The 25,450-nt window shown below is 63.5% G+C and carries 24 protein-coding genes and 1 pseudogene; 10 read left to right on the top strand and 15 right to left on the bottom strand.

The window, feature by feature from the left end:
- Nucleotides 1-86: 86 nt before the first annotated feature.
- The 9 genes and pseudogenes from leuB to EL22_RS17120 form a co-directional block, all read right to left on the bottom strand.
- Complete coding sequence (gene leuB / locus EL22_RS08215; protein WP_050051034.1) at nt 87-1,067, bottom strand: 3-isopropylmalate dehydrogenase; 981 nt, start codon at nt 1,065-1,067, stop codon at nt 87-89.
- Between the two features lie 161 nt (nt 1,068-1,228).
- Entirely contained in the window at nt 1,229-2,011 is a 783-nt protein-coding gene (gene leuD / locus EL22_RS08210) for a 3-isopropylmalate dehydratase small subunit (protein WP_082146721.1), read from the bottom strand.
- A complete protein-coding gene (gene leuC, locus EL22_RS08205; protein WP_050051033.1) occupies nt 2,008-3,429 on the bottom strand; it encodes a 3-isopropylmalate dehydratase large subunit in 1,422 nt (473 codons plus the stop codon). The genes leuD and leuC overlap by 4 nt, the downstream gene beginning before the upstream one ends.
- On the bottom strand, nt 3,426-3,764 hold the full coding sequence (locus tag EL22_RS08200; protein ID WP_082146720.1) for a hypothetical protein: 339 nt from the start codon (nt 3,762-3,764) through the stop codon (nt 3,426-3,428). Before EL22_RS08200 ends, leuC begins: the two co-directional genes overlap by 4 nt.
- 38 nt (nt 3,765-3,802) lie before the next feature.
- Complete coding sequence (gene ilvC, locus EL22_RS08195; protein ID WP_050051032.1) at nt 3,803-4,855, bottom strand: ketol-acid reductoisomerase; 1,053 nt, start codon at nt 4,853-4,855, stop codon at nt 3,803-3,805.
- Nucleotides 4,848-5,504 carry an acetolactate synthase small subunit gene (gene ilvN, locus EL22_RS08190; protein ID WP_050051031.1) on the bottom strand — a complete coding sequence of 219 codons (657 nt, stop codon included), beginning with the start codon at nt 5,502-5,504 and terminating at the stop codon, nt 4,848-4,850. Before ilvN ends, ilvC begins: the two co-directional genes overlap by 8 nt.
- Nucleotides 5,501-7,314, bottom strand: a pseudogene (ilvB, locus tag EL22_RS08185) (biosynthetic-type acetolactate synthase large subunit). Before ilvB ends, ilvN begins: the two are co-directional and overlap by 4 nt.
- A gap of 304 nt (nt 7,315-7,618) precedes the next feature.
- On the bottom strand, nt 7,619-8,827 hold the full coding sequence (locus tag EL22_RS08180; RefSeq protein WP_231587918.1) for a LeuA family protein: 1,209 nt from the start codon (nt 8,825-8,827) through the stop codon (nt 7,619-7,621).
- Between the two features lie 449 nt (nt 8,828-9,276).
- On the bottom strand, nt 9,277-9,456 hold the full coding sequence (locus EL22_RS17120; RefSeq protein WP_156184080.1) for a hypothetical protein: 180 nt from the start codon (nt 9,454-9,456) through the stop codon (nt 9,277-9,279).
- A gap of 68 nt (nt 9,457-9,524) precedes the next feature.
- On the opposite strand from EL22_RS17120, the gene EL22_RS08175 reads away from it, so the two are divergent.
- The 3 genes from EL22_RS08175 to EL22_RS08165 all read left to right on the top strand — a co-directional run bounded on the left by EL22_RS08175 (nt 9,525) and on the right by EL22_RS08165 (nt 11,603).
- Nucleotides 9,525-9,980 carry a ferritin-like domain-containing protein gene (locus EL22_RS08175; protein ID WP_050051029.1) on the top strand — a complete coding sequence of 152 codons (456 nt, stop codon included), beginning with the start codon at nt 9,525-9,527 and terminating at the stop codon, nt 9,978-9,980.
- A gap of 193 nt (nt 9,981-10,173) precedes the next feature.
- Complete coding sequence (locus EL22_RS08170) at nt 10,174-10,467, top strand: DUF5779 family protein (protein ID WP_050051263.1); 294 nt, start codon at nt 10,174-10,176, stop codon at nt 10,465-10,467.
- A gap of 149 nt (nt 10,468-10,616) precedes the next feature.
- Complete coding sequence (locus EL22_RS08165; RefSeq protein WP_050051028.1) at nt 10,617-11,603, top strand: methyl-accepting chemotaxis protein; 987 nt, start codon at nt 10,617-10,619, stop codon at nt 11,601-11,603.
- A gap of 70 nt (nt 11,604-11,673) precedes the next feature.
- Here the strand turns inward: EL22_RS08165 and EL22_RS08160 are convergent, their stop codons facing one another.
- Nucleotides 11,674-12,414, bottom strand: coding sequence for a VOC family protein (locus tag EL22_RS08160; RefSeq protein ID WP_082146718.1), 741 nt, complete (start codon nt 12,412-12,414; stop codon nt 11,674-11,676).
- 100 nt (nt 12,415-12,514) lie between these two features.
- Here EL22_RS08160 and EL22_RS08155 point away from each other — a divergent pair, with 100 nt between their 5' ends.
- Nucleotides 12,515-13,198 (top strand): hypothetical protein, encoded by a 684-nt coding sequence (locus EL22_RS08155; protein ID WP_050051027.1) that lies wholly within the window; start codon nt 12,515-12,517, stop codon nt 13,196-13,198.
- A 68-nt stretch (nt 13,199-13,266) separates the two neighbouring features.
- Nucleotides 13,267-13,704, top strand: coding sequence for a hypothetical protein (locus EL22_RS08150; RefSeq protein ID WP_050051026.1), 438 nt, complete (start codon nt 13,267-13,269; stop codon nt 13,702-13,704).
- Nucleotides 13,705-13,727: 23 nt separating this feature from the next.
- On the opposite strand, the gene EL22_RS08145 is transcribed toward EL22_RS08150, so the two are convergent.
- Nucleotides 13,728-13,937 carry a ribbon-helix-helix domain-containing protein gene (locus EL22_RS08145; RefSeq protein ID WP_049952083.1) on the bottom strand — a complete coding sequence of 70 codons (210 nt, stop codon included), beginning with the start codon at nt 13,935-13,937 and terminating at the stop codon, nt 13,728-13,730.
- Between the two features lie 236 nt (nt 13,938-14,173).
- Between EL22_RS08145 and EL22_RS08140 the strand changes: the two genes are divergently transcribed.
- On the top strand, nt 14,174-14,503 hold the full coding sequence (locus tag EL22_RS08140; RefSeq protein ID WP_050051025.1) for a hypothetical protein: 330 nt from the start codon (nt 14,174-14,176) through the stop codon (nt 14,501-14,503).
- Between the two features lie 24 nt (nt 14,504-14,527).
- Here the strand turns inward: EL22_RS08140 and aglJ are convergent, their stop codons facing one another.
- The 3 genes from aglJ to EL22_RS08125 form a co-directional block, all read right to left on the bottom strand.
- A complete protein-coding gene (aglJ, locus tag EL22_RS08135) occupies nt 14,528-15,532 on the bottom strand; it encodes an S-layer glycoprotein N-glycosyltransferase AglJ (RefSeq protein WP_050051262.1) in 1,005 nt (334 codons plus the stop codon).
- A gap of 147 nt (nt 15,533-15,679) precedes the next feature.
- The gene (aglM, locus tag EL22_RS08130) at nt 15,680-16,969 is read right to left on the bottom strand and encodes a UDP-glucose 6-dehydrogenase AglM (protein ID WP_050051024.1); all 1,290 of its coding nucleotides are present in this window, start codon (nt 16,967-16,969) and stop codon (nt 15,680-15,682) included.
- A gap of 51 nt (nt 16,970-17,020) precedes the next feature.
- Nucleotides 17,021-18,253 (bottom strand): nitrate/nitrite transporter, encoded by a 1,233-nt coding sequence (locus tag EL22_RS08125; RefSeq protein WP_082146717.1) that lies wholly within the window; start codon nt 18,251-18,253, stop codon nt 17,021-17,023.
- Between the two features lie 224 nt (nt 18,254-18,477).
- On the opposite strand from EL22_RS08125, the gene EL22_RS08120 reads away from it, so the two are divergent.
- The 4 genes from EL22_RS08120 (at nt 18,478) to EL22_RS08105 (ending at nt 24,868) form a co-directional block, all read left to right on the top strand.
- Nucleotides 18,478-20,205, top strand: coding sequence for a M14 family zinc carboxypeptidase (locus EL22_RS08120; RefSeq protein WP_050051023.1), 1,728 nt, complete (start codon nt 18,478-18,480; stop codon nt 20,203-20,205).
- Between the two features lie 197 nt (nt 20,206-20,402).
- Entirely contained in the window at nt 20,403-21,422 is a 1,020-nt protein-coding gene (locus tag EL22_RS08115; RefSeq protein WP_050051022.1) for a TAXI family TRAP transporter solute-binding subunit, read from the top strand.
- Between the two features lie 119 nt (nt 21,423-21,541).
- Nucleotides 21,542-22,141 carry a DUF1850 domain-containing protein gene (locus EL22_RS08110; RefSeq protein WP_082146715.1) on the top strand — a complete coding sequence of 200 codons (600 nt, stop codon included), beginning with the start codon at nt 21,542-21,544 and terminating at the stop codon, nt 22,139-22,141.
- Nucleotides 22,142-22,150: 9 nt separating this feature from the next.
- Nucleotides 22,151-24,868: a TRAP transporter fused permease subunit gene (locus EL22_RS08105; RefSeq protein WP_050051021.1), complete on the top strand. Its 2,718-nt coding sequence runs from the start codon at nt 22,151-22,153 to the stop codon at nt 24,866-24,868.
- A gap of 92 nt (nt 24,869-24,960) precedes the next feature.
- Here EL22_RS08105 and EL22_RS08100 read toward each other — a convergent pair whose 3' ends face one another.
- Complete coding sequence (locus EL22_RS08100; RefSeq protein WP_049952091.1) at nt 24,961-25,374, bottom strand: Lrp/AsnC family transcriptional regulator; 414 nt, start codon at nt 25,372-25,374, stop codon at nt 24,961-24,963.
- Between the last annotated feature and the right edge of the window lie 76 nt (nt 25,375-25,450).

Here is a 25,450-nt window from a genome sequence, read left to right as displayed (position 1 = left end):
TCTCAAGCGAACTGAAACCTCTCCTCTCGATCGAAGTATCCCCTCTCGAGAAGGTCGAAAACTCGACGAAACGCGCTGAACGCGGACTACAGCGTGTCGATGATCGCCGCCGTCACGTCCTCCGTCGAGGCGTCGCCGCCGAGGTCGGCCGTTCGCGGGCCGCTCTCGAGGGTCGTCTCGACCGCGGTCTGTACTCGCTGTGCCTCCTCGTCGTGGCCGAGGTACTCGAGCAACATCGCGGCGGAGATGATCGTCGCGGCCGGGTTCGCGATTCCCTCACCCGCGATGTCCGGTGCGGTTCCGTGGACGGGTTCGAACAGCCCGCGCTCCGGACCGATGTTGGCCGAGGGGAGCAATCCGAGGCCGCCGACCAGTCCCGCGGCCAGATCCGAGAGCACGTCACCCGCGAGGTTCGGACAGACGACGACGTCGAACTGCTCGGGATCGAGACAGACCTTCGTCGCGAACGCGTCCATCAGCACCTCGTCGGTCTCGACGCCGTGCTCGTCGGCGACCGACTTGATCGTATCGCGGAAGACGCCGTCGGTCTCTCGCATGACGTTCGCCTTGTGGGCGATCGTAAAGCCGTCGTGCTCGCCGTCTTCGACGTACTCGCAGGCGAACTCGCCGAGGTCGCTCGAGGCTGACTGCGTGACGACTCGCGTCAGCGTCGCAACGTCCTCCGAGAGCCGATCCTCGTGGCCGGCGTAGACGCCTTCGGTGTTCTCGCGGAGGAAGACCAGATCCGTCTCCGGGCGCACGGCGTCGATTCCCGGGTAGGCTTTCGCGGGGCGAACGTTCACGAACGAATCGACCGCATCTCGGAGCGGCAAAATGACATCCGCGGCCGTCTCGCCGGCCGCGCCGAACAGCGTCGCGTCCGCCGAGGCCGCGAGTTCGTACGTTTCCTCGGGCAACGCCTCGCCCGTGATCTCCTTGACGCGGTCGCCCGCGTCCGCCTCGCGGAACTCGAAGTCGATCTCGAGGGCCTCGAGCACCTCGACTGCCGCCGGGGTTACTTCCTGTCCGATTCCGTCGCCGGGGATGACAGCGATCTCGTGAGTCATGCTTTTCCATCTCGAGAGGACCGAAATGAGCGTGTCGATACCGGGATGGAGAGTCCTAACTGGCAGCAGTGTCCCAGTTCGCGTCGCTGCTGGACGTGGGGGTCGCTCGAGACGTCGATGAACGAAACGAAAATCTCAACAATGAGTCTGAAACGCTGGCTCTACGACGAGATGGCCGAATCGTCGACGTAGGGCAGTTCCTCCGCCTTCTTCTGTACTTCGCCCGCGTTCGACTTCATCAGCGCCGTCGTATCCCAGATGCCGTCGACCAGTGCCTTCCGTTGGGCGTCGTCGACGGTAACGTCGATCGTCTGCCCCCCGTAGGTTACCGTCTCCGCTTCGACGTCGACGTCGATCTCGCCGTCGGGGTTGTCGTCGACCCAGGCCTGCAGTTCCTGAATCGTCTTGGTATCCGCGGTGACGGTCGGAATGCCGAGTGCCAGACAGTTGCCGGCGAAAATCTCGGCGAAGCTCTCGCCGATGATCGCGTCGATCCCCCAGCGCATCAGCGCCTGGGGCGCGTGCTCTCTCGAGGAGCCACAGCCGAAGTTGCCGTTGACGACCATGATCGAGGAGTCCTGGTAGCGCTGCTCGTTGAACGGGTGCTCTTTCTGGTTGTCGTCTTCGTCAAAGCGCAGGTCGAAGAACGCGAACTCGCCCAGCCCGTCGAAGGTGACGACCTTCATGAACCGCGCGGGGATGATCTGGTCGGTGTCGATGTCGTTGCCCTGAATCGGGACGCCGGATCCGGAAGCGTACTTGACCTCGGGAATGTCGACCTCGTCGCCGCCGTCGGTTCGGATTTCCCGAACCTCGGCGTCGATGCTCACGGGTCGTTCCTCGCCGTCTTCTCGCGGGCTTCGCCCGCTCGAACGGTCCGCGGAGCGTTGCTCCGCGCTATTCGCTCGCTCCGAGGACTCACTTTGCTCGTCCTCGCGGCTCATGCGGTCGACACCTCCTTCAGTTCGCGCACATCAGTAACCTCCCCGGTGATCGCCGCGGCGGCGACCATCCGCGGGTTCATAAGCACTGTGCGGCCGTCCTTCGATCCCTGTCGGCCGACGAAGTTCCGGTTCGAGGAGGAGGCACAGGCCTCGTCGCCCTCGAGTTGGTCTTCGTTCATGCCGAGACACATCGAACAGCCGGCGTTTCGCCACTCGAAGCCGGCTTCCTCGTAGATGTCCTTGAGTCCCTCTTTCTCCGCCGTTTCCTGCACGCGCTGACTGCCGGGGACGACGAGCGCGCGAACGTCGTCGTCGACCTGCCGGCCCTCGACGATCTCGGCACCGCGTCGGAGGTCGGGCAGTCGGGCGTTCGTACACGAGCCGAGGAAGGCGACGTCGATGTCGTAGCCGTCCATCGTTTCGCCCGGCTCGACGCGCATGTGTTCCTGGGCGCGTCGCGCGGTGTCTTCCTTGTCTGCGGGGAGATCCTCCGGTGCTGGGATCGGATCGGTAACGCCGATTCCCTGGCCGGGGGTCGTTCCCCAGGTGACGACCGGCTCGAGCTCCGAGCCGTCGATGGTGACGACGTCGTCGTACTCGGCGTCGTCGTCGCTCGCGATCGACTCCCAGTAGGGTTTTAGCTCCTCGAACTTCTCGGGATTCTCCTGGAAGTAGTCGGTCTCCTCGAGCCACTCGTAGGTGGTCTCGTCGGGGTTTACGTATCCCGCTCGAGCACCGCCCTCGATGGACATGTTACAGATCGACATCCGACCTTCCATACCGAGGCTCTCGATGGCTTCGCCGGCGTACTCGTAGACGTAGCCGACGCCGCCTTCGGTGCCCAGCCGGCTGATGATCTCGAGGATGATGTCTTTGGCCTCGACGCCGTCGTCGAGTTCGCCGGTGATCTCGATCTTTCGAACCTTCTGTTTCTCCATCGCGATGGTCCCCGTCGCGAGGACGTCGCGGATCTGCGAGGTCCCGATACCGAACGCCAGCGCGCCGAACGCGCCGTGGGTGCTCGTGTGTGAGTCTCCGCAGACGATGGTCTTGCCGGGCTGGGTGAGCCCCTGCTCCGGCCCGATGACGTGGACGATCCCCTGATCGCCCGTCGTCGGGTCCGAAAACTCGATGCCCGCCTCGCGGACGTTCTGCTCGAGTTCGGACATCATCTCCTCGGCCGAGTCCTCGGCGTAGGGCCGAGACTGGTCGGCCGTCGGCACGATGTGATCGACCGTCGCGTGGGTCAGTTCGGGGTAGGCGACTTCGAGGTCGCGCTCCTCGAGCATGCCGAACGCCTGCGGACTGGTGACCTCGTGGATGAGGTGCAGTCCGACGAACAGTTGATCCTGCCCGGTCGGTAGCGTCGTAACTTTGTGCCGATCCCACACCTTGTCGTAGAGTGTTCCCTCGCTCATCTGTCGTCCTCGATACCGTCGGTTCGTACCCGTCCCCGTTCGAAGACCCGATTCGTCCGGTTGGTCTCCGTCGCTTCGGTCGGTGGCGTGTGACTGACGGTTTCCATCGTCCGCTCGCCCGTCGCCGGTCGGTCGGTCTGTTCGTCGTTCGATTCGACGGCGTTCGCACGACCGCCGTCGGCCGCAACGGTGGGCCCGCGACTGAACAACTGTCCAGTCGACTCGTCGGTGTAGGGGTTGGTATGGCTAACCTCGGCCATGCTTTCCCCCGAACCGGACGCGGGCTCCGTCGTCGTCCCGACATCGGGTGCCGTCGGTTCCGTCTCTCGTGTCATCTGTATTCGTTCGTTCTCGAGCTGTGTTCGTTCGTCGATCAGTCCGCCTGGACGCGCGTTTTCTCGTCTTCGTCTTCGCTCTCTTCTCCTTCGCCTTCCCACGCGAAGAGGGCGCGAAGCCGCTCGCCGACCTCCTCGATCTCGTGGTTCTTCTCGGCCTGGTTCAGCTGCGTGTAGACCGGCCGGTTGGCCTGGTTCTCCGCGACCCACTCGGTCGCGAACTCGCCGTTTTGAACCTGCTCGAGCACTTCTTCCATGTTGGCTCGAGCGGTGTCGTCGATGATCTCGTCGCCGCGGGTGAGCCCGCCGTACTCGGCGGTGTCCGAAACCGAATCCCACATCGCGCCGAGGCCGCCCTCGTACATCAGGTCGACGATGAGCTTCATCTCGTTCATGCACTCGAAGTAGGCCATCTCCTCGCTGTAGCCGGCGTCGACGAGTGTCTCGTAGCCGACCTTGATCAGCTCTGCAATCCCGCCACAGAGGACGGCCTGCTCGCCGAAGAGGTCGGTTTCGGTCTCCTCGCGGAACGTCGTTTCGACGACGCCCGCTCGAGCGCAGCCAATCCCCTTCGCGTACGCGAGTGCGCGCTCCTTCGCGTCGCCGGTCGTGTCCTGATAGACCGCGAGCAGTCCGGGGGTCCCCTCGCCGCGCTCGTAGTTGCGCCGCACCAGGTGGCCCGGCGATTTCGGCGCGATCATCGTCACGTCGACGTGTTCGGGCGGCTGGATCTGGTTGTAGTGGATGTTAAAGCCGTGAGCGAACTGGAGCGTGTCGCCTTCCTCGAGGTGTGGTTCGATCTCCGCGTAGACGGCGGGCTGGACCGTATCGGGAACCAGCACGGACACGATATCGGCCTGTTTGGCCGCCTCGGCAGCGGTCGCGACCTCGAGTCCTTCTGCGCGTGCTGGCTCTCGCGAGGAGGAATCCTCGCGAAGGCCGACGACCACGTCGACGCCACTCTCGTGGAGGTTCAGCGCGTGAGCGTGGCCCTGACTGCCGTATCCGAGTACGGCGACGGTCGAGTTTGCGAGTTGCGATTCGTCTACGTCTTCTTCGTAATAGATTTCGGTGGTGAATTCGTCAGTCATCGTCTGCGTGTGGTTGTTGTGGGTTCGTTTGCTGTGCCGATTCCTCCGGCGGCGTCTCGCGGGCGGTATCGGTCGTCCCCCGCGCTAACGCCGTCGTTCCGGTTCGGGAGATCTCGCGGATCCCGAACTGGCTGAACGCCTCGATCGCCGCGTCGATCTTCTGATCGCTGCCGGTGATCTCGACGGTCGCCGTCTCGGGCGAGGCGTCGACGGTCGTGGCGCCGTACATCTCCGCGACTGCGGCGACCTGGTCGGGCCGCATCGCGTTGACCTTCACGAGCGCGAGTTCGCGTCGCATCGCGTCTGGCTCGAGTTCGCGGACCGAGACGACCGGAACGAGCTTCCGGAGTTGTTTCTTGATCTGTTCGATGCCGGGGTCGGGTTCTTCGACGACGAGGGTGATTCGCGCTCTCCCCTCGTCGTCGGTGGGACCGACCGTCAGGCTCTCGATGTTGAACTGCCGCCTCGAGAACAGCCCCGAGACGTCCGAGAGCACGCCGGGTTCGTGCTCGACGAGCGTCGAGATCACGGTTCGGCGCGGTTCGTGTTCGGCCTCCACTTCGGGGTCGACGCGAATTCCCTGTGCGGTGCGTCGACCAGCCGGTGTCGGGCGTTCCTCGGGGGCCGGTCCGTCGAGTCCGCCGGTCATAGCTGGTCCTCCGCCAGCGCGAACTGGCCGTTGTCGCCGCCGCTTGGCACCATCGGGTAAACGTTTGCCTGCGGATCGATATGCGCGTCGATAACGGACGGCCCGTCGTAGGAAAGCGCCTCCTCGATGGTGTCTGCGACCTCGTCGTACTCGTCGATCCGGAACCCTCTCGCGCCGAACGCTTCGGCGAGCTTGTCGAACTCGGGCATCCAGTTGTACTCGGAGGCGGAGTGACGGCCCTCGAAGAAGGCGTCCTGCCACTGTCGAACCATGCCGATATATTCGTTGTTGAGCACGACGACGGTGATGTCGAGGTTTTCGCGAACCGCGACCGAGAGTCCCTGCAGGGTCATCAGGAACGAGCCGTCGCCGTCGATGCAGACGACCTCCTGGTCGTCGTCGGCGGCGATACGCGCGCCGATCGCCGAGGGCAGGCCGTATCCCATCGCACCCAGCCCGTGACTCGAGACCCACGTCCGCGGTTCGGTGTAGGTCCAGTACTGGCAGGCCCACATCTGGTGTTGGCCGACGCCGGTGGTCACGATCGCGCGGTCGCTGGTCGCCTCGTCTAGGGCCTCGACGACGAACTCAGGCTGGATCGGCCGGTCCTCGGGAGCGTCGTAGGCCATCGAGTAGTCGGACTTCCACTGCTGGCACTGGGCTCGCCACTTCGTCGCCTGCGGCGAGGTCTCTATCTCCTCGGCCAGTTGGGTGACGACCGTTTCGGCGTCGCCGATCAGCGGATAGTCCGCGTGGATGTTCTTCGAGATTTCAGCCGGATCGATGTCGACGTGGATCAGTTCGGCGTCGGGCGCAAACGTCTCGATGCCGCCGGTCAGGCGGTCGTCGAAGCGCGTTCCGATGCCGATTAAGGTGTCACAGTGGGTGACCGCCATGTTGGCGTAGCCGGTGCCGTGCATGCCGGCCATCTCCATCGACAGTTCGTGATCCTCCGGGAACGAGCCGATGCCGGGCATCGTCGTGATGACCGGGATCTCGTGTTCGATCGCGAACTCGCGACAGGCCTCGCTGGCCTCTCCCTTGATGACGCCGCCGCCAAGCAGCAAGGCGGGCTTGCTCGAGTTCTCGATCCGTCGCGCGGCCTGTTCGACGATTTCGGGGTCGGCGCGCTCTTGGACTTCGTACGTGTCCGGAACCTTCGGCTCGTCGGGTTCGCAGTCGGTGTCCGCGTTCGACACGTCCTTCGGGAGGTCGACCAGGGTCGGTCCCGGTCGCCCCTCACGTGCGAGCGCAAACGCTTCACTCACGTCCGAGCCGACCGTGTCCGGATCGCTCGCGAACGTGTTGTCCTTGGTCACCGGCGTCGTGACGCCGGTCGTATCGGTCTCCTGGAACGCATCGTTGCCGACGAAATCCCGCGCGACCTGTCCGGTCAGCGCGACCATCGGATCCGAATCCATGTCGCGTCTGCGATCCCCGTGACGAGGTTCGTCGCCCCCGGCCCCGAGGTCGCCAGGCAGATGCCCGGTTCGCCCGAGACGATGCCGTAGGCGTCCGCCGCGTGGGCGGCTCCCTGTTCGTGGGCCATCGTCACGTGGTAGATGTCCGAATCGTAGAGCGCGTCGTAGACGGGCATGATAGCGCCGCCTTGCACGCCGAAGGCGTACTCGACGCCCGCGTTCTCGAGGGCTCGGATGACCGACTGTGCACCCGTCGTGACGGGCTCTTGTCCGGTCTCCCCCTCCGCCGGTGGCGTCGACGCGTCCGACGCCGTCGATTCGTCCGCCTGCTGTTCCCCTGGTTCGTCCGTGTCGGTCGGTGACGTGACCGAGGTCGCGCGTTCGCTCATTGGAATCCTCCCGCCGTTTTGTGGCGATCAGTTGTCATATGCTGTGGTGTCTGCTGGCTGACTGGTGGCTGTGTGATCGATGCGAGGCCGGAACGAGAAGGAGGTGTGTGAGGGGCTAGACGGCCCCTACAATAGCGAACGGAGCGAACACGCTGGTCTTGGCCGCGTCGGCCGACCGCTGTGGGCGTGGCCTCATTACCTCGAGTCTTGCACTCTCGACTATCATAACTCTTGTGCGTTTCACTCGAGTCGATCGGGTGGCGTAGCCGGTGCTCGAGAACGCTTGCAAACGGGGAGAACATCCCTAGGCGCGCACCTCCTCTTTTTCCTGTGTGCGCTCGACGTCGGCCTCTTCGGCGAAGCGCTCTAGGTCGCTGACGGTGACGCGGCGCTTTTCGGCGCCGTAGTCTTTGACCCGTCGGGTAACCGCGCGAACCTGCTCGTCGGTGGGATCGAACCCGCGTTCGTGCAGGCGCTCGCGGACGGAGTGCGTGCCGGTGTGTTTGCCCATGACCAGTTTGCGTTCGGCTCCGACCATTTCGGGGGTCATGACGCCCGGTTCGAACGTATCGGAGTTTTCGATCACGCCCGCGGCGTGGATGCCGCTCTCGTGGGAGAAGGCGTTGTCGCCGACGACCGGCTTGTTGCCCGGCGTCTCCATGCCGCTTTTGTCCTCGACGATGTCAGAGAGCTCCGTGATCCGCGTGGTGTCGATACCGGTATCGACCTGGTAGAGGGATTCGACGGCCATGACGAACTCCTCGTAGGCGGCGTTGCCCGCCCGCTCTCCGATCGAGTTGACCGATACCTGGGCCTGATCGGCGCCGGCTTCGATGCCGGCGATCGCGTTCGCGGTCGCCAGTCCGAAGTCGTCGTGGGTGTGGACGTCGACGCGCGCGTCGGTGTGTGCACACACCTTTTCGATCATCGCCTGGAATCGGCCGGGCGTGGCGACGCCGCAGGTGTCGGGGATGTTGATCCAGTCGGTTCCTGCCTCGGTGACCGCTTCGATCACGTCGATCAGGAACGCCTCGTCGGTTCGCGTCGCATCCATCGGGGAGAACATACAGGTTGCTCCCGCGTCGACGACGCGCTCGACCGACTCGACTGCGTTCTGTACGACCTGGTCTCGTGTGGCGTGCATCGAATCTTCGATCTGGACGTCGCTTGTGCTCACGAAGACGTGAACCATCTCGACGCCGGAATCTAACGCTGCTTCGATATCCGCATCGACGACGCGGGCTAACCCGCAGGTCGTCGTGTTGGTTGCCGAAGCAATATCCCGGACTGCCTCGAACTCCGCGTCGGAGTTGACGGGGAACCCAGCTTCGATCACGTGGGTGCCCATCTCGTCCAAAATCGAGGCGATCTGGCGCTTGTCGTCGTAAGAGAACGACGTTCCAGGGGACTGTTCGCCGTCCCGGAGCGTCGTATCGAAGACTCGAGCAGTTTCGATTTCTTCAGTGGAATCTAACGTGCCCTGGAAGAACTCGACCGCCCTGACTGGTATCAGAGCCGTTGTCTGGTGAAGACATTGTATCCAATTCGACGTGCGACGGCGTATATAAAACTACCGCTGTCGCTCCTTTTCCGGTGTCTTCTGTAACCGATCCATTCCGGAATTCGTCAAAAACCGCAGGACACCAACGACCTAATATGCATAGCCATATCCTTAGACTATACCGTACTTTCGTGCTGGCTCGAGCGTCCCGTCGTTGATATCGAGGAAAATTACGGCAAGTGAACGGCGAATCGATCACACCACTGCTCGCGCGCGGTCCCGGAATTGACGTTCGGCCAATAACGCCTGTTTCAACGGGGAGAAACCAAATGATAGTGCGTTTTCTCCCAGAAAAAGTTTTGACCCTACCGTTCATGGATTTATTTCACAATCTATTCGATCAATGGTATCGATCGCGTCCGTTCCGGTAAGTTTCGTACCGCTCGACGTGGCGCGATTCGCTAGATCACTCGAGCGAGACTCGAGTGCGAGACCCTCGAGGAAGCGGCTCGAGGGTCGACCACCGTCTCACCCGTTTCGAGGTGTCCCACTGTCGAATTCGACTCGCTGAGCGGGTGCGGACGACACGTATCGCGCATCACGCGGATCGTCTCGGTCGTCACACCACGGTCAGTGAGCACGCGGTGCTCGGTGCTGGGTCCGCGAGCGTGTCAACATTTTAGTGTCGCTCGTGGTAGCGCCCTCCGCAATGTCATCCGACGAAGTCACAGACCTGCTCACGGACGCGTACCTCGACGAACTCGAGACGGTAATGAACTACCTGACCAACGCCATCGTACTCGACGGCGTCCACGCCGAGGAGGTCAAAGCGAGCCTCGAGGAGGACGTCGACGAGGAACTCGAGCACGCGCGACTGCTTGGCCAGCGACTCAAGCAACTCGATCAGTCGCCGCCGGGCTCCGAGCAGTTTGAGGCCCAGCAGTCGTCGCTCCAGCCGCCGACGGACACGACGAACGTGCAGTCGGTCATCGAGGGCGTCCTCGAGGCCGAAGACGACGCCATCGAGACGTATCGGTCGCTGCTCGAGGCGGCCCAGTCCGCGAACGATCCGGTGACAGAGGACGTAGCCGTGACCATTCTGTCCGACGAGGAAGCCCACCGATCGGAGTTCCGCGGATTCGAGAAGGAGTTCCCGATGGACTGAGACCGATTCGGTAGTGGACTCGTCGTTTCCACGATCGACGCGTCGATTACGGAAACGACGCGTCGTTCGATAGTGAACGGTCGCTGTCGCCGATTTTACCACTCCACTGCCGCTTTACGGAGTGTACCGTTCGCTCGCCGAGAGACTTACGGCGTGGGGAACGTTTTTCTCGTCGCGCTTCGACCCAGACCACATGAGCGATTTCGATCTCGACCTGATGGCGGTCGAGGACCACATGGACGAGGAGTTCGACCTCGAGGGAAGCATCGTCCTGGGCGTACTCGACGGCACGACCGACCCCGAGACCTGGGTCGAAGCGATCGCGAACGGGAACGTACTCGTACTCCGCGGCGAGGGCAATATCAACGAACTCGCCTCGGGATTCGCACGGAACGTCAAGGAGTCGGGCGGGAATCTGGTTCACTTCCGCGGGTTCCTGATCGTGACTCCGCCGGGAATCGACGTCGACACGAGTCGACTCGAGTGAGTACCGGCGGCGCCTCCTCGAGGGCGGATTTCGACGCCGAGCACGGTCTCTGCCGCCGTTCCGTTATCTGTAATCCAATCTTCAGTCGATAGTTTGTTTTGGTAGTTTGCCAGAACGTATTTATTACACCGTACGTACTACATAGCTGAATGTCGTTCGACACACACGACGATACCCCCGACGAAGGTGATCTTACCGAAGATTTAGATACCGACATCGACACGGTCGATGAAACGGACATCGATTCGAACATCGAACACGAAGCCGCGACGGAGATCGAATCCGCGGTCGGTCGATTGAGCCGGAGTACGGCCGAAATCGGCGATCGACTCGAGGAGATTCACGACGAGGCGACGGCACAGTACGATGCAAACATGGAAGTCGCAAGCGAGGCGTCGAACCTCTCGGCGTCGGTCGAGGAAATCGCCTCCTCCTCCGAGGAGGTCGCAGCCGCGAGCGAGAAGGCCCGGGACCTCGCCGAGACCGGCCAGGAGTCCGCGACCGAGCTCTCGAAGGCCATGGAAGACATTCGATCTGCCGCGGACGTGGTAACAGAAGACGTCACGGCGATCCGGCGAAGCGTCGAGGAGATCGACAAGGTGGTCGAAGTCATCAACGACATCGCCGACCAGACGAATATCCTGGCGATCAACGCTTCGATCGAGGCCGCGGGTGCAGACGCCAGCGGCGACCGCTTCGGCGTCGTCGCCTCGGAGGTGAAGTCGCTGGCTGAGGACTCACAGCGCCGTGCCACCGAAATTGAGGGGATGATCGATGACGTCCAGGCGAACACGGGGACGGCCGTCGAGAACCTCGGTTCGAACAACGAACGCATCGAAGAGGGTATCGAGTCGGTCGAGACGGCCATCGACGTCCTCGAGGAGATTCACGAAACCGTTGACGAAGTTTCGGAGGGAATCGCTCAGGTTGCGGACGCGACAGACCAGCAGGCGGCGAGCACGGAGGAAGTCGCGAGTATGGCCGACCGTACGGTCGAAAGCGCCGAGACGGTCGTCGCCGAGACGCGAGAGATAGCCGACGAGGTGCAAACGCAGTCGTCACAGATCACGGAGATTACACAGATCTTCGAGCAGTTAGAAGACGATCTCGGCCCGAACGCCAGCCCGACCGTCTAGGTCGGCTCTTCTCGAGAGCGTTCTCACACCCTCCAGAGCTGTCGGATCGACCACGTCCATTTAGAGGGTCTTACGCGTCCGTGCTCGAGACGAACGTGAGGTGGTGGCCGTCGGGGTCACGAACGACGGCCGTCTCCGGGACCCCGCCCTCGATCGACTCGAGAGTACCGTTGGACGACTCGAGACTGTCGCCCGACTGCTGGAGGGTATCGACGCGGTCGGCGATCGCCGTCGCCGCGGCGGTCGGATCCGCGGCGTAGAACCCGAGATCGACGTGGACCCCGCCGCGGGCGTCCGCGATGCCGAGGTGCGGTTCCCACAGCTCGAGGGCGACCGGGCCGTCCATTCGGACCCGCGGTCGCCGGTCGCCGCGATCGACGATACCGAATCCCAACTCGGCGTACAGCGACGCCGCGCGCTCTATCGATTCGACCTCGAGGACGACTTCGAAGATGCCGTCGACGCCCGGGCCGTCGACGGCCGACTGGCCGAGTTCCACGCAGTTGCCGTCCGGATCGTAGAGATACAGCGATTTCGACGACCCGAACTGAGCCTCCTCGAGGTCGTGGTCGGCCCCGAGTCGGTCCCACCAGTCGTCGTAGGCGTCGGCCGGAATCGACAGTGCGTAGTGGGTGTGGAGTCCGCCGCGCGGTATCGTCGTCGGTCGGCGAATCCGGAGGGCGCTTTCGCCGGCTTCGAACGCGAGTTCGTCTTCGCGCTGGAGGGCCATCGAGAGGGTCTCCTCGTAGAACTCGCGCGCGCGGGAGAGCGATTTCGCCTCGAGTCCGAGCCATGCGAGGCCGGTCAACATGGGCGTTCCTACGCGGGCCAGTCGCATAGTGGCGTCGCCCGCTCTCCGGGAGGGTTCCGCATCTCGGTCATTTAACTGCGCGCCGACCGTACGGAGCGGTATGACATCTCGCATCGACGAACGAGCGGCCGGCCTCGAGGTCATCGACCGCTTCGATGGCGGCATCGGGTGGATCGCCCACCCCGACGAGCGGATGCGCCGCGCGAGCCACGCCCTCGAGATCGACGGCGACGTCTGGGTCATCGATCCCGTCGACGCCGACGGAGTCGACGAGTTGCTCGCGGAACTCGGCACGGTCGCCGGCGTGGTCACGCTGCTCGATCGCCACAAACGCGACGCGGCGGCAGTGGCGAACCGACACGGCGTCGAGGTCTACCTGCCCGATTGGTTCGACGGCGTCGCCGAGGACATCGACGCACCGATCGTTCGGTTCGGTGCCGAACTCGCGGATACCGGTCTCGAGGCCCACGTGGTTCGAAAGAGTCGATTTTGGCAGGAGGTCGCGCTGTACGACCCCGCGGGGGCAACGCTGGTCGTCCCGGAGTCGGTCGGCGGATCGTCGTACTTTCTGGCCCGTGGCGAACGCCTCGGCGTCCACCCGGCGCTTCGGGCGATTCCGCCGCGCGAGCAACTCGGTGGGTTCGAACCGGACCGGGTACTCGTCGGGCACGGGTCGGGCGTGCTTGAGGACGCAGACGCCGCACTCGCGGACGCGCTCGCCAGCTCTCGGCGACGGATGCCGTGGCTGTACGGCCGAACGGTCCGGGAACTGCTCCCAGTGTAAGTCCGGATTCGAACCGATATCCGATTCGCTGGGGATACAGCTAATTAACCGCCGCCCGTACTACCCATGTGGTCTACATAACGCGCGGACTGGTCGATATCCTGTTGGATCTCGCCCGCGACGCCGATCCGAACGGCGTCTCGACCGGCGTGTCGATCACGCCAGCCGGTGAGCTTCGCGGGGGTGAGGAATTACCGCCCGAGACACCCGTGTTCACCGACTTCGTGTTACCGCACGTCGGCGACTCGGTCAACGCCGTCTTCGGCGTCGACCTCTCGACGCCGGCCCGCCAGTCACAGGGGCGGTTCAATTCGCATCCGGTTCGCGAACTCGCGGTGACAAGACGGGACGACCTCGCACAGATAATCTTCGTGGCGGTGCCGCCCTGGACCGACGCCGACGATTCGTTCGGCGCGTTCACCCGTCGCGGCGAGCGCCTGCCACTCGAGATCATCGACGCGGAGCCGCCGGCCGAGTCACTGTCCAACGAGTCGATTTTCGACTAACCAGCCTGGCGGTTCGCCGATCGCTACTCGAGGTAACCGAGCCCTTTTAGCTGCTCTGTAATCTCCTCGAACTCTGCCTCGGTGAGTTGATCGGTCTGCTGGTGCTGGATGACGATGCTTCGCAACAGGAACCGAACGAGATCGCTCGTGCTCTGGAAGCTGGTTCCCTCGATCGTTTCGTCGACGCGGTCCGCCAGTTCCTTCGGGATGGAGACGGTAGTGTACTCGGTCATACTAAACCGTTCGCCGGAAGCCCCAAAGACGTGTCGCCGCGGTGGGTGACACCGCGAGAGTTCCGTCGTCGATCGCCGTGATGAGGTGACGCCTCGGGGGTCCTAACGGGTCGCCGCGATGCGGTGACGCCGGGAGGATTTCGTCGCCAGCCGAACTCGAGGCGATCCGTCGCGCCGGTGTCGGTGAGCCGGCGGTATCCACACCCATTTTTACCTCCGCCTGCCAAGGGAGGTGTATGGGAGTCCGGCCACCATCGAACAACGACGATAACGACCCGGAGACCGTGGAATTCGGTATCGCTGCTGTCGATGCGCGGCTGCGGCGATCCGACCTCTCGTTTCCGGCGACCGAAGACGACGTCGCGGCTGCACTCGGCCACGAACAGATCCCCTACGACGTCCACGGGGGCGAGGTCGCACTCGGCGTCATCCTCGAGGATGTCGAACAGTCCCGCTTCGAGTCGCGTCAGCAACTGCTCAACGCGTTGCATCCGGTCTTCGAGACCTATCGGCAGGAACACTCGGGCGGGGTCGTCCAGCAGATGCGATCGCTGCTCCCGTTTTGAGCGGGGTCCGTCTCGCCCTCGATTTCAGTCCTCTCGATTCGCTTCGCGCGTAATTTGTTCGAGGTGGTTGCGTTGTTCGCGGTGGAGCGTGACGATCATGTCCGAGAGCACGCCGAACATGAGCAACTGGACGCCGAGTAAGATGCCCGCTGCCGAGACCATTGCGAGGATTTCGTGGCCGGTATCGTACCAGATCCACTTGCTCAGGACGTACATCGCGATCAGGCCGCCGGAGACGATCCCGCCGACGCCCAGACTGCCGAAGTAAAACAGCGGGTTGCTCGTCTTCGCGAGTGAATACAGCGCGAGGATGATCGTCCCGCCGTCGCGAACGGGATGGAGGTTCGTCTCCGAATCCTCCGGGCGGGCGCTGTAACTGACCGGAACGACTGCCGTCTTGGCGTTGTGTTTGACGCACTCGACGGCGAGTTCGGTTTCGATCGTAAAGCCGTCCGAGTCGAGCGAGAATCGGTCGAACGAATCGACGGTAAACGCCCGGTAGCCCGAGAGGATGTCCTCGTACTCTGCGCCGTGAATGAACGCGAACGCTCGGTTTATCATCCGGTTTCCGAACCCGTTCAGCGCCTTCATCGCGTCGTCGTCCATATCTGCGAACCGGTTTCCGATGACGTGATCGTACCCGTCTGCCAGTGGCTCGAGCATCCGATCAGCGTCTGCCGGGTCGTACGTGCCGTCGCCGTCGAGCATCAGTACGTACGGCACGTCGACGTGTGCGACGGCTTCGCGCAGGGCCTGTCCCTTGCCGGACCCGGACTGGACGTGGACCCGGGCGCCTCGCTCGCTCGCGATTTCCCGGGTGGCATCGTCCGAATCGCCGTCGGCGACGAGCACGTTCGTGTAGCCGTGTGCCCGAAAGCCGTCGATCACGTCGCCGATCGTCGCGGCTTCGTCGAGCGTCGGGATGAGGATACAGACCTCCTCGGGCGAGATATCGCGGTCTCGTTCACTCACGGCCGTCACCTCGTCGCCGCGAGCGACGGGGTCCGCGCGAGCGCCATCGTTTGCCATCGCCATCACGTCCCCGCCGGGAGCGCAAAAGCGTACTGGTCGCCCGCTGAACGCTTTCCGAGCAGTGTACGAACGCGTGGGGAATTCGAGGCCGCTGACGGATCGGCGCGACCCGCCAGCGTCGGGGAACGCGTTCGCGAGACACGACTACCAGGTCAGACCGTCGTAGACCTCGAGTTCGTCCGCGTCGATATCGACTCGTCGACCGTCGACGACGACCCGCCGAGCCATGCCGTCGAACGACAGGTCGGCGAACCCGTCCCAGTCGGTCGCGAGAACGGCCCCGTCTGCGCCCTCGAGGGCCGATTCGGCGGTCTCGGCGTACTCGAGGTCGGGATACCGCTCTCGCACGTTGTCCATCGCGACCGGGTCGTAGGCGACGACTGTCGCACCGGCGGCGCGGAGGTGATCGATGACATCGAGCGACCGGGACTTGCGGATATCGTCCGTGTTCGGTTTGAACGACAGGCCGAGGACGACGATTCGCGCCCCCTCGAGGGGGACGTGCGCTGCGAGCGCGTCGACGAGTCGCCGGGGTTGCTGGTCGTTGACGGCGACGACGGCGTCGAGCAGTTCGGGTTCGTATCCCTGTTCTCGCGCGCCTGCCCGTAGCGCGTTGACATCCTTGGGGAAACAGGAACCGCCCCAACCGAGTCCCGACCGCATGAACCGCTCGGAGATCCGATCGTCGAGGCCGACCGCCTCGAGGACCTCGTAGGCGTCCGCGCCGTACTCCTCGGCGATGTTTCCGAGTTCGTTGACCAGCGAGACCTTCGACGCGAGGAAGGCGTTGTTCGCGTACTTGATGAGTTCCGCCTCGCGGATATCCGTCTCGACCAGATCGGTCTTCTCGCGCTCGAGGATCGGTGCATAGAGCTCTCGGAGCGTCGCCGCGGCCGAGTCATCTGTGGTTCCGAACACGACTTTGTCCGGCTCGAGGAAGTCGGTGACGGCGGTGCTCATGCGGAGAAACTCGGGGTTCATCGCGAAGGAGATCCTCTCATCAGCGCCCGGACCCGCGGCGTCGACGACAGTTGGCGCGACCACGTCCTCGGTGGTACCCGGGAGGACCGTGCTCTTGACGACGACGAGGTGGTCGTCGGATTTGTCCGCGAGCGCTGCACCGAGCGATTCCGATGCGGCTTCCATGATTGCCAGATCGAGGCTCCCGTCGTCGGCCTGCGGCGTCGGCAGACAGAGGAAGGTCACGTCGGTTTCACGGACTGCGTCGTAGTCGGTCGTCGCCCGGAGCTGCGAGCCGGCGTGTTCTGCGATCCGCTCCTGTAACCCCGGTTCGTGGACCGGTGCGGTGCCCGCGTTAATCGATTTGACGACATCTTCGTCGATTTCGACGTTGATCACGTCGTGCCCGATGTCCGCGAGACAGGCGGCGATCGTCGTCCCGACGTAGCCGCTTCCGATGATAGAGATTTGCATGCCTGTGCGAACGACCGGTGAACGTTAGTTACTTTTGGGTTCACGGGACCGTCACTCGCCCGACTCCGTTCGAGGCATCAACACCGTCAGGAGCGTACTCAATCCGACGATACCCGCCAGGAGCACGTACCCCTCGTCGAAGTAGCCGTTTTCGGCGATGAACCCGAAGAGCACCGGCCCCGTCGCGCCCAACATTGCGGCGCTCGAGCGGACGAGCCCCAGCCCGGTCCCCTGTATGTCCGCCGGAATCGCTTCGGCGAGATACGATTGCGTGATCGCGCCCGATCCGAGCATCGTACTGACGAGAACGGTCACGCCGGCAAGCGGCCAGAACCCCTCGACGCTCGGTACGAGAGCGAGGCCGACGATCGAGCCAGCCAAGACGATGGGCAGGGACTTACGGAGGCCGATCGTATCGTACGCCACACCGGCGGCGGGCTTGGCGACGACGCCGACCGCGAAAAACAGCCCGAACAGCGCGCCCGCGGCCGTCTTCGAGAGTCCCTTCTGCTCGACCAGATACGTCGGATAGAACGCCGAAAACGTTTGCCAGACGAAGATGAACAGGAACAGGATCACCCCGACGACGAGGAACTTCCGCTGTAGCAGCTCTCTCAGGAGGTACAGGACGTAGTCGACGTACCCGTCGTGCTCGTGCGAGGCCTCCTCGTCGTTCTGACTCTCGGAGCCGTGCTTTGGCAGCGTCACCCAGATGAGGCCCGCGATGAGACACAGGACGGGGAGGACGAATCCGAGGCCGAGGTGCCAGGCGAAGGCGGCTGCGAGGACGCCGGCGATCGGCGGGATGATCGTCTGCCCGATGTCGCCAGACGCCATCGTAATACCGAGTGCGCGCCCGATACGATCCGGATAGAGCCTCGAGAGGATCGTGATTCGGGCGATCGGATACTGCGAGAGTCCGAGACCGACGGCACCGGTCGCGGTGTAGAGCGCGAGCGCCGTCGGCGCGACCAGAACGAGACCGACGCCGACGACGACGAGCGAGACGCTCGCGGTCAGCATCGTTCGTTCTCCGAACCGGTCGGCGAGGACGCCGCCCGGCAGCTGGCCGATCGCATAGCAGAGCCAGACGACGGTCACGAGCAACCCGGCGGTCGTATGCGTCAGTCCAAACTCGTCGCTAAAATCCGGGAGCAGTACCGGGTAGATCATCCGCGTTCCGTTTAGCAGCCCCCATCCGAGCGCGATGGCGATCAACGACTTGCCGGTGCCTCCCGCCCAGAGCTCGCTCGCTTCGCGACGGATCGATAGCAGACGACTCATCGAGTCCAGTTACTAGACGTTCCCGCTCGGCGATAAAACCGCTTCCGCTCCGACACCGTCCCCGCTCACCCCCTCAGATCGGTGGTGTCGCACTTTCATCGCGTATAACTCGATAGAATAGGAGAAAAATCTCCGACTAGCGGAGATAATATTCTAGATAGATAGCTTATCATAATATGAAAAAGATACAGGTTTTAATCTATCCATGCGTGTATCCCTCACACATGCGACGACGAACTGCACTCGCATGGCTCGGTACGGCAGCGGTCGGCGGATCACTCGCGTCGACGGTCGGTGAGGCGTCGCCCGAAGATATGACGTTCGGCCGGTCGTGGCCCGACGACGAGTCGCTCGAGGCGTTTCACGACTACGAGGAGTTGATGGACGAGCTTCGTTGGCTCGAGGAACGGACGCTCGGTTCGATCTCGATTCGCTCCATCGGAACGTCCAATCAGGGTCGTTCGGTTCCGATGGCCAGTGTCGGAAAAGGCGACATCGACGTGGTGCTCTGTAGCCAGCAACACGGCCACGAACCGACCGGAACCGAAACGCTTCTCGACCTGTTACGTCAGATTTCCTCGAGATACGGGCACGGCGGTCGGCTGCTCCAGGTGCTCGAGAACGTGACCGTTCACGCCATCGTGCGGGCGAATCCCGATGGCGGCGAACCCGACGTATTCACCCGGTTCAACGTCGACGAGGACGCGCCGTTTCGCGATCCCGACGAGGGACTCTATACCGCCTACTCGCAGGCGGGAATCGGCTGGGATATAAATCGGTATCACTGGTTCGACTGGACCGAAAGCGAACTGTATCAGAACCGTCCCGAGGAGTACCCGGAGAATCCCGTTCCCGAGGCGCAGGCGATCGTCGACGTCGTCGAGGAGATCGACCCGCTCTGGATGGTCGATATGCACAATCAGCTCACCTACAAGACCGACGACGGCGACATCGTCTCGAACTCGGTGTACTGGCCGACCCGCGAAGACGTTCCGGACGAGACGAGACGGCTCGGGAAGCAACTCTGCTGGGCCGCGTTCGAAGAGGCGGACCGCTTCGGGAACGCGACGGTCACCAGCTATCCGGGCGGAAACCAACTCGGCATCGCGCGAAATAGCTACGGCGCGGCCGGGATCGCGTGCATGTTACTCGAGACGCGCGGGCACATGGGCCAGGAGGCGCTCGGACGGCGAATTCGAAACGAGTTAGCCATCGTGAAACACCTGCTCGAGGCCACGGCGGACGGGTCGCTGTTCGAGATCGATCCGGCGCTCGCCGAGGACATCCCCAAACGGGGCGAGCGGTACAACACGGACCTCCCACCGAAGGACGTCCCGATGGACGAGTGGGTGAACGCGTCGGTGTCGACAGCTATGGTCGACTGGAAGATCCTCAACGACGCCGTCGCGTGCTCTGTCGACGGCCGTTTCCTCGAGCGGCTCCCCGTCGACGTCGGCGGAACGCTTCTCGTACGAAACGACGTGAACGACGAAGTCCGTCCGTACTACGTCGCTCGAACCCACGACGAGGGTGGCGCACGGGCCGTCAGAATCGGAGCGAACGCTCGAGAGCGGTTCTACGAACCCGACGACAACGTTCCGACGAGGTTCGATTCGGCCGTTCGCGGGTACGACCCGGATCCGTGGGCGTTGTTAGAAGTGAGACCGGCACAGCTCGAGTGGGAGATCCTCAACGACGCGAACGCGTGTTCGGTCGAAGAATCGTTCCTCGCGGACCTGCCCGTCGCGGTCGGCGATCGAATCTGCCTGCAGAACCACGACACCGAGCGGATACGAGCATTCACGGTCGCCAGAACTCACCACGTCGACGATCCGTATGGTATCGACGACGGGGAACGGCGCGTGCGGATGGGACTTGCCGCCCGGAGCCGCTTCTACGATCCCGACGAGTCGGTCCCCTCGTCGTTTATCGGGAAAACGCGACCGGCGTGAGTACGGGCGGCTTTCGACTGCCGTACGCCCCCATAAATTCGGATAATCCGCCTGAAGTATCCGTCTTCGCGACCTCGAGTCGATTTCGAGCGGTCAGCTTTGGAGGCGTATATGACACTATTACACGACTGTATTTGTCGGCTATAGAAATTGGTGTTGCAAATAACCATCACGGTCTCTCGTTGTACGTCGGATCCATGGGTCCACGTATCAGACGTCGGGCGTTCATCGCGGCGAGCGGCACGACTGCAACCGCGGCGTTCGCCGGTTGCATCGGTGAAGACGCCGAAGAGCAAGAAAACGAGCAAGAGGGCGGCGACGGCGGCGGAGACATCGGCGAAGCCGATCCGGACGCAGATGGCCAGATCCTCTCCTGGCATGCGGGCGGGACGAGCGGGACGTACTACCCGCTCTCGGGCGACTTCAAATCGATCGTCGAAGAGCACACGCCCCACGGACTGCAGGTTCAGTCGACCGGCGCGAGCGTCGAAAACGTCGGGAGCTTGAGCCGCGAAGACGCCCACTTCGCATTGATTCAGAACGATGTCGCACACTTCGCCGCGACCGGAACGGGCATCGACGAATTCGAGGGCCAGCCGGTCTCGAACATTCGCGGCGTCGCGACGTTGTACCCCGAGACGATCCACGTCGTCACGCAGGCGGATTCCGGCATCGAGAGCATCAGCGACCTCGAGGGGGCGTCGGTCAACACCGGGGACTTAGGCAGCGGAACTCAGGTCAACGCCCTTCAGATACTCGAGACCGCCGGGGTCGGGAGCGGCGATTTCGACGAACAGAACACGAACTTCGCGACGGCGGCCGATCAGATTCGAGACGGCGACGTCGACGCGTCGTTCGTCGTCGGCGGCTGGCCGGTCGGCTCGGTCGAAGAGCTCGCGACGACCGACGACATCTCGCTGATCGAACTCTCCGCGGATCTCAACGAGGCGATTCAATCCGAGGCGGAGTGGTTCGCGAGCGACGTGGTTCCCGCCGGCACCTACGACGGGATCGACGAGGACGTCCACACGGTCTCGGTCCAAGCGATGATCGCCACGCACGACGGCGTCGACGAGGGTATCGTCGAGGAAGTCACCACCGCGATATTCGACAACACCGACGACATCGGGCAGAAATCGGACTTCATCGACGTCGATTCGGCACAGGACGCGATGCCGATCGACCTCCATCCGGGCGCACAGCGGTACTTCGAGTGAGCCGAGCGCCCGCTCCACCGGATCGCATCCGGAACCGGCGTAGTGATAATCGGCTATCTTCACTGCGGTAGCGACCGACGAAACGCACGATCGAACACACCACGAACTGCCATCGGATTATGCACACGCTCCGTCGAACGCTCGTCGCGCTCGTCGTTCTCACGATACTCGCCTCGACGGCGGCGCTCGTCGTCTCCGCGTCGCCCTCGAAGACGCTCGTCGTCACGGACGCCCACACCGAGGAGGTGATCCTCGAGACGCCGGTCGAAGACGGCGAGAACGTCACGCTCGCGTACACCCATAGCGTCGAGAAGACGGCGATACAGGACATCTACGTCGTCGACGACTTCGAGCTTCGAACCGATCGGATGGTGTTTCATTCTCACGGGGCCGGGTTGCCCGCCGACGCAGATATCAAGGTGACCGAAGAGGGGTTCGTCGTCAGTCCGAACAGATCCTACGAGACGCTTCCCGTCGTGCCGGGATCGATCGCGGGACACGAACTCGTCGTCGACGGCGAGCGATACGATCTGGTCGAACGATCCGACGGCCCCGTTCGCATCACGGTCGAGGACCGTCCCATTGGCGACCGAATTGCGGGGGTTCTCGCCGCAACTGGTAGTTCGCACGCACCGCCGGACGAACCGACGCTCGAGACGCTCGTTCACCAGCCGTCGGCGGTGGACGGCCCCACGATAGCCGAATCGAATACGGCGTAGATAGCAACTATGAGTACAGACACCGACGAATCGGAATCGCTCTCGGACGAAGAACAGGCGGAGATCATCCAGGAGGTCGAACGCCGTCGGACGCTTCAGGGGGTCGCGGTGATCCTCGTCGCGTTCGTCGGGATCGCGTTCTCGGCGTTTCAGCTGTGGCTCGCCGCCCGAAGCTACAATATCGCCGTTACGCTTCCGATCGTCGGCGAGTACCAGCTCACGTCGCTCCAGCAACTGCAGGTTAACGCGATCCACGTCACCTTCGCGCTCGTGCTAGCGTTTCTGTTGTTCCCGACGACGCGCGGGGACGGGTTCCTCTCGCGTCGTCTCGCGCGCCTCGAGCCGGCGACGCGTGCCAGATTCGGCACTGACGCCGCCCCGACGCGTCTCGTCGAGCGACTCGGCGACGGCGTTCGCTGGGCGGTCGTCGATACCGATATGAACCGTATTACGCCGGTCGATTGCTGTCTGGCCGTGCTCTCGGTGTTGCCCGCCCTCTACATCCTCACGGAGTTCGAGGAGATCCAGACGATCGCGTTCCAGCGGTTCGGGCCAACGCGGCCGGTTCAGGGGGTGTATCCGATCCTCGAGCCCGTCGCCAGCGCCATCGCCATGGTCGGAATCCCGATCGACGAGGTGTCCTACGCCTTCCTGCTCGGCGTGCTCGGGTTGTTGTTGGTGCTCGAGGCGACGCGTCGGACCCTCGGCCTCATCCTGATGTCGCTGGTCGGTTTTTTCATCGTCTACGCCAAGTGGGGCCACTTCGTCCCGCGCGATTCGGTGATCGGCGCGCTGTCGGTCCAGCCCGAAACCTGGACGGAGATCGTCTACAACCTGTGGTACACCGTCGAAGCGGGAGTGTTCTCCACGCCCGTCACCGTCAGCGTGCGCTTTATCTACATCTTCATCCTGTTCGGCGCGTTCCTCGAGATGAGCGGCGCCGGCAAGTGGTTCATCGACCTGGCGTACTCGCTGACCGGCACTCGAAAGGGCGGGCCTGCAAAGGCCAGCACCGTCTCGAGCGGCTTCATGGGGATGCTCTCCGGCTCGTCGATCGCGAACACGGTGACGACCGGCGCGTTTACGATCCCGTTGATGAAGCGGTCGGGGTACACGCCGTCGTTCTCGGGCGCGGTCGAGTCCGCCGCGTCCTCGGGCGGACAGATGCTCCCGCCGGTGATGGGCGCGGCCGCATTCCTCATCGTCGAGTTCACGGGGACGCCGTACCCGGACGTGATCATCGCCGCGACGCTGCCCGCCATCGCCTTCTTCTTCGGGATGTGGGTGATGGTCCACTTCGAGGCGATGCGGGCCGGGATCGGCGGTCTCCCGCGAGAGCAGCTTCCGAACCTGCGATCGCACGTCCGAAGCGGGTGGTTCTACCTGGTCCCGCTCGCGCTCCTGTTGTACTTCCTGATCATCGCTCGCCTGTCGATCAACCGGGCCGGCTGGTACACCATCGTCGCCGTCGTCGCGCTCATCGCGGCCTTGACCGCGTACGACGAGCGGACTCGGCTCCCGCTGTTCGGCGGAATCGCTGCGCTCCTGTTGGCGCAATTCGGCGCGTTCGCGTTCTACGGCGGCGGCGTTCTCGAGGCGCTCGGCGCCGTCGCTACCGGTCAATCCGCCGGCGGGGCACTCTCGCTTGGAACTGCGGCCACCGCCGCCACGGCGGATCTGGGCACGATTACGATCCTCGTCAGCGTCGTCGTCATGCTGGCTCGCCCCGGTATCGATTCCCCGCTTCTCGAGCTCGATGATTCGGTCGAGACGACGATACAGCGGAGTACGCAGGTTCTCGATCGGCCGTCGCTCGCGAGCAAGGCGTGGTACCGATTCGGCGGGTTCGTACTCAAATCCATGGAGTCGGGCGCTCGAACGGCGACGACCGTCGTCATCGCCGTCGCCGCCGCCGGCGTTATCCCCGGGGTCATCAGCCTCTCAGGGCTCGGGCCGAACCTGGCCGCGCTCATCAGCTCCGTCAGCGGGAATTCGATGTTGCTGTTGCTCGTCCTCACCGGCGTCGCGGCGATCATCTTCGGCATGGGGATGCCGACGACCGTCATGTACATCATCCTCGTCGCGATGCTCGAGACGCCGATCGCTCGCGGGACGGGCATCGCGATCCTGGCGGTCCACCTCTACATCCTCTACTTCGGCCTGATGGCGGACGTGACGCCGCCGGTCGCGGTCGCCGCGTTCGCGGGCGCCGGCGTGGCGAAAGCCGACGAGTTCAAGACCGCGACGACCGCGTTCTTGCTGTCGCTGAACAAGATCCTCGTTCCGTTCGCGTTCGTCTTCTCGCCGGGTATCCTCCTGTTGCGCGAACGCACGTCGGGATGGGGCGTCATCGGCTGGTCGGACGTGGTCGACCCGGGCTTTTTCCTCCCGAGCGTCGTGGTCCCCGTGCTCGGGATGTTCCTCGGCGTCTACGCCCTCGGGGTCACGATCATCGGCTATCAGTACTCTCAGGTCGGCCCGACCGCCCGCGGGCTCTACTCGATCGCCTCTATCCTCCTGATGGTCCCCGAACTGCTCTTGCTGGTCGTCGAGGCGCTGTTGGGACTGGCCGGAATACCGTCGTTCCTGACGATCTTCGCGATAACGTTCCCGCTTCGACTCGTCGGACTGGGGCTACTCGTCGGGCTCTCGCTTCGAAACCGTTCCGGGACGGCGGGTGAAATCGACTCGAGCATCGCCGGCGCGGCAACCGGGGACGCCGACTAGCTCGCGGTGTGGAGCGCCCCGATGGAGGACAGCTTCGTGTGGGACGCCTCGGTGAGGGACGCCCTGCTGTAGGTCCCTCCAGAGCGGCGATCTTACCCCAGTTCTTCGTCGAGAATGAGCCGCGTCTTCGTGCTTACGACTTCGTCTTGCTCGCGCGCGTTCGTGATGAGTTCGTTGACCCCTCGCGTGTCCGCCGCGTCGACGACGAGTACGATATCCTGCTCGCCCGACACCTGCCAGACGAAGTCGACTTCCTCCCACTCGGCCATGCGATCGGAGACGTTCGCCGTGTCGACGTCGACCGCGACGCTGACTTCTATCATCGCCTTTACGTTCCCGGTCCGCGTCGAGATCGTAAACCGCTCGATTATGTCCTCGTCCATCATGCGCTCGACGCGGTTGCGAACCGTTCCCTCGCTGGTTCCCACCTCGTCGGCGATCTCGGTGTAGGGCGTCCGGGCGTCCCATCGGAGGACGTTCAGGATTCGCCGGTCCAACTCGTCCATGGACGAGAGCTTCGATCGACTCACACTTACCGATTACGAATTTCGTAACTCAGCTTCGAAGACAACACTTATGATG

This window comes from Halostagnicola sp. A56 (genome assembly GCF_000691505.1).
GTDB lineage: Archaea > Halobacteriota > Halobacteria > Halobacteriales > Natrialbaceae > Halostagnicola.
This window is presented reverse-complemented; position numbering and strand designations above follow the sequence as displayed.